General features: G+C 52.2%; 4 protein-coding genes and 1 pseudogene. 3 read left to right on the plus strand and 2 right to left on the minus strand.

Going from position 1 to position 4,249, the window contains the following annotated elements; all coding sequences use genetic code 11:
* The coding region (locus DBR24_RS31715) for a LuxR C-terminal-related transcriptional regulator (protein ID WP_256591337.1) at nt 1–1,599 on the plus strand (1,599 nt) is incomplete at its 5' end.
* A 49-nt stretch (nt 1,600–1,648) separates the two neighbouring features.
* On the opposite strand, the gene DBR24_RS08150 is transcribed toward DBR24_RS31715, so the two are convergent.
* Both DBR24_RS08150 and DBR24_RS08155 read right to left on the minus strand, forming a co-directional pair.
* Nucleotides 1,649–2,242 carry a hypothetical protein gene (locus tag DBR24_RS08150; RefSeq protein WP_128614463.1) on the minus strand — a complete coding sequence of 198 codons (594 nt, stop codon included), beginning with the start codon at nt 2,240–2,242 and terminating at the stop codon, nt 1,649–1,651.
* A 154-nt stretch (nt 2,243–2,396) separates the two neighbouring features.
* A complete protein-coding gene (locus DBR24_RS08155; RefSeq protein ID WP_128614464.1) occupies nt 2,397–2,687 on the minus strand; it encodes a hypothetical protein in 291 nt (96 codons plus the stop codon).
* 715 nt (nt 2,688–3,402) lie between these two features.
* On the opposite strand from DBR24_RS08155, the gene DBR24_RS08160 reads away from it, so the two are divergent.
* Both DBR24_RS08160 and DBR24_RS08165 read left to right on the plus strand, forming a co-directional pair.
* Complete coding sequence (locus tag DBR24_RS08160; RefSeq protein WP_128614465.1) at nt 3,403–4,053, plus strand: MBL fold metallo-hydrolase; 651 nt, start codon at nt 3,403–3,405, stop codon at nt 4,051–4,053.
* Between the two features lie 116 nt (nt 4,054–4,169).
* A pseudogene (locus tag DBR24_RS08165) lies at nt 4,170–4,249 on the plus strand (cell envelope biogenesis protein OmpA); the annotation flags it as partial.

Raw genomic sequence — 4,249 nt, forward strand, 5'->3', positions numbered from 1 at the left:
GACGAGGCCGTGGAGCAAGCGTTGCGTGCCGGCCATCTCGACGTGGCGGCGAATCTGGTGCAGAACCTGTCCGAGGAGCAATTGCTGGCCGAGCAAAACGTCGGCATGTTGCTGCGCTGGAAAATGGACTTGCCCGACAGCCTGCTGATCAGCACCCCGCGCCTGATCGTGCTGTACAGCTGGGCGCTGGGGCTGGCGTGTCAGCTCGATGCTGCCGAGGAGCTTGCCAGCCATCTGAGCCGTTTCCTGCCGGCACCTTCGGCCACCGCGCAAAAGTCGATGCTGGCGCAATGGCTGGCGTTGAGCGGGATCATCGCCCGGGGGCGCGGACATCGAGAACTGACGATCCGATATTGCACCGAGGCTTTGGAGAGCTTGCCAGCCAAGCGCTACGGCCAGCGGTTGATGTGCCTGTCGACATTGTCCAACCTCGCGATTGCCGACGGCGACCTGTGGCGCGCCCGAGGCTTGAATCGTGAATCCCTCGAACTGGCGCAACGCGTCGGCAATCCCTTGTTCGAGGCGCTGGCGCATTACGACCGTGCCCGCGTCCTGCAATCGCGTGGCGAGATTCTGCGCGCACTGGATGAAGTGCATCAGGGCCTGGAGCGCTTGCGTGGCCTGTCGCCGCAACGCTTGTATGCGGTGCGCGCACGGTTGACGTTGTACGAAGGCTTCCTGCTGGCGATGCGCTTGCAGCCTCAGGCCGCACGCGTGCGATTACTGGCCGGTATCGGTGAGGCACGAGCCTGCCGCGACATCAGTGTGTTGATCGGGCACTGCGTGATCGCCAGGCTGGACGGTGCGACTGGCGAGTTCGCCAAGGCCTTCGCCGAACTGGCCGAAGCCGAGCGCCTGATGCACATCTGGGATGTGCCGCCGATTTACTATCTGGCGATGATCACCCTGGTCAAATGCGAATTGTGGCTGGCGCAGGGGCGCACCGATCTGGCCGAGGCCTGGCTGGCGCGACTCGGGCAAACCTACACCGGTGAGCGTGCGGCGGCGCCGCCGGAGTTTCATCCGCAATTGCCGTTGCATGTCGAACTGCAGCAGGCACTGCTCGACATGATTCAAGGGCAACCGATGCTCGCCGAAGGACGCTTGAACGTGCTGCATGAAAACGGCCAGCAGACCGGGCGGCAATTGCTCAGCGTGATGGCGTTGACGCAGAAGGTCGCATTGCTGTTGGCAGGCGCGCGCGAGCCGGAAGCGCGCAGGGCGTTGGGCCAGGCGCTGGAAGCCGCAGCCGGAGGCGTGCTGCAGCCATTCGATGCCTTGATCGCGGGACATGAGGGTTGGTTACGTAGCCAACTGCAGGCTTCACCGTTGCTGACAGGACAACAACTACTTGAACACTTCCCGCCAGTAGCGTCTCGCCCAGTGTTGGATTGCGGAGTGGCCGAACAACTCAGTAGCCGCGAATTGGCGGTACTGCGCCTGATCGCCCAAGGCTGTTCGAATCAGGAGATCAGCGAGCAGTTGTTCATCTCTCTGCACACGGTGAAAACCCATGCCAGCCATATCAACAGCAAATTGGGGGTCGAGCGGCGCACACAGGCGGTGGCGCGGGCGAAGGAGCTGGGATTGTTAATGTGAAAAGTTAGCCATAGGGTATTTCGCTATGGCTACCCTCATTTTGACTATTTCAGTCTATTAGCAACGTCATGAAATTAAGTCTCGCTTTGGAGTATTCTGAAATGAAGTCGGTCGCGTCGGGAAAGTTGTCCGATAGGAATTTTTGCGCAGCGAGGGAAGTTTCAAACTCAAAGAGTGTGTTGACGCCAGTGGGAACTTCCTGGATGCCATCAGGATATTTTTCTCTCTTGAACGTGAGGTAGTAATCCATGTACCCACCAGCTCCCGGGTTCAGAGTTGGGTTGTAGTCATCTTTAGGGAAGATGAACGAAAAATTTTCACCTTTTTTTAGGGGGAGCCTTTTATGGTCGGAGACCAAATACAAGGAGACCTCTTCGATTTTTAGCTTTACCGGGAAGGTACCCTTGTTGGTTAGGAAACAGTTGATGTGCCAAGTCCAGGTGTCATTTTTTTCGCTAGTACATTTGGTGTCTACATTTGTTGAAAGGTTTGAAATTATTCTTTGAACTTCAATGGCTGTCTTTTTTTCTTCAATGGCGATTTTTGGTTTTTCTACGAGCTGATAGGTGATTGCGAACTGCAGCAATGCACCTATAATGACTCCCGCCAGTCCCGAGACTATTGAAACAGAGTGTTCTTTCATGGTGTGCCCGTTGTGTTTTTTAGAGCGATAGTGGTGATGTGGGGTGATTGCTATAAAATGTACGTTTTGATAGAGGAAAAATCTAGGCTGTTATTTTTAATTGTTGCAATAATGCTGCTCAAGCAGTGGAAAACAAAATCAACCTCTTCGGAGTTTATTTCTGCTCGAGCGCGGGCGTGGGCAATTTTGTTGCGTAAGTTTTAGTTTTCTTTAATTCTTCCATTAAGTTTCCCCATACAGAAATCTTCTTGAGGTCTTCAATTTCAATCATGCATGCTTCTTTTGTTGCAATTCTGATTTTTTCGTCGATGCTTAAATGTTCAAGTGCATGGTAGAGTTCTGGGTGTAAGCCTTTTTTATAATACTCAAGCTCTAGTGTTATGAATGCTTCTAGTTCGGTGAAATAAGTGAAGAAGCTTAGTTTTACATCGCCGCGCTTTTCCAAAAGGAATGCTTCGCATGCCAGGGTTTTGTAAAGATCTAATTTTTTATAAGTGTTAGGTCTGAAGCCGGATATCAGCAGCCTGGCAATCGGGTTGTTGGCGGAGGCGTGGATTATGTCGCCGAATATTCCACCTTCTAATGTTGGTTTCTGATTCTTATGGTCGATTTCAAGTATCTCTAATCGGAGCGGCTCGCTGTCATTTGATCCCAGGTTTTTCTCGAGTTCGTCTTCATCGAAATCCGCGCCGTAGTCTGAAAGTTCTATGTTAAGGATTAATTCGAAATAAACTTCCAGGTAAAGTGATTCTTTTGTCGTGTAATGTTTGTCTTCGGATTTTTTGAATGGTGTAGAGGTGTTAAGTGTTAAGTGTTAAGTGTTAAGTGTTAAGTGTTAAGTGTTAAGTTTTTGTCCGGGAACTCACTTTTGGAATCTGTGATTTTCTCAATTGCACGGAGTTGTTCATTTTTTAGTTTGTGTTTCAATGTTTTCAATTATCTATTCCTTTAGAGTTTGTTGTCGTGGTTGGCAGGCAGATATTCTACAGGCGGGCGATAGTTTGAGAAACTCCAGCAATGCTGAAGATGCGACTGTTTGCCATCACACTTCATTATCATGGCGCTTAGATGAGTATGGTTGTTGATGTCGTTTTTTATCTTGGTTAAAATACTTGAGAACTGTGCAGGCAAATCGAAAAAAGGGTTTAGCTCAATTATAAATGTCTACGAATAAACATGATTACTTACTGATCCGCGAAACCTTTCCCGTCGGCCCGCTCCAGTGCAACTGCACCATCATCGGCGACCCGATCACGAAAAAAGCCATCGTCGTCGATCCGGGTGGCAATCCCGATCTGATCATGGCGCGTCTCGACGCTTTGGGGTTGAAGGTGGTCAGCATCATTCACACCCACGCGCATCTCGATCACTTCCTCGCTTCCGGGCAGATGAAAGAAAAAACCGGTGCGACCCTGCATCTGCATAAAGACGATCAGTTCCTCTGGGATAACCTGGAGATGCAATGCCAGATGTTCGGGGTGCCTTACACCCCGGTGCCATCACCGGACCGCTGGCTGAGCGATGACGAAGAGCTGGCGTGCGGCTGCGGCGTGGCGCTGCACACGCCGGGGCATACGCCAGGTTCCATGAGCTTTTGGTTTTCCGAGGCTAAGCTGTTGATTGCCGGCGACACGCTGTTTCGTCGCGGGGTAGGGCGCACTGATTTATGGGGCGGCGATCAGGCCACCATCGTGCGTTCGATCAAGCAGCGGCTGTACACCCTCGACGAAGACGCAATCGTCGTTGCCGGACATGGTCCGGACACGCGTCTCGGGGACGAAATGCGGGAAAACCCGTTCGTGCGCGCCTAAACATTTTGTCATGAGTGTGTGGCGGAATTTTTCGGCATTGTCATGATCCAACGCCCGCACAGGTCTATTGCCTAGGGCCGCTGCCACACAGAATGCGAAAAAACCAGGAGCTCTTCATGTTCACCACGCCTCGTTTGATTATTGTTGCTACCGCTGTGGCCATGTTGGCCGGCTGCGCCTCGCCCAACCCGTATGA

This window comes from Pseudomonas sp. HMWF006, from assembly GCF_003061205.1.
In the GTDB taxonomy this organism is placed as follows: domain Bacteria; phylum Pseudomonadota; class Gammaproteobacteria; order Pseudomonadales; family Pseudomonadaceae; genus Aquipseudomonas; species Aquipseudomonas monsensis.

Coding starts and splice junctions, on each gene's coding strand:
- DBR24_RS08160 (WP_128614465.1), top strand. CDS start 3,403: ATGTCTACGAATAAACATGATTACTTACTGATCCGCGAAACCTTTCCC.
- DBR24_RS08150 (WP_128614463.1), bottom strand. CDS start 2,242: ATGAAAGAACACTCTGTTTCAATAGTCTCGGGACTGGCGGGAGTCATT.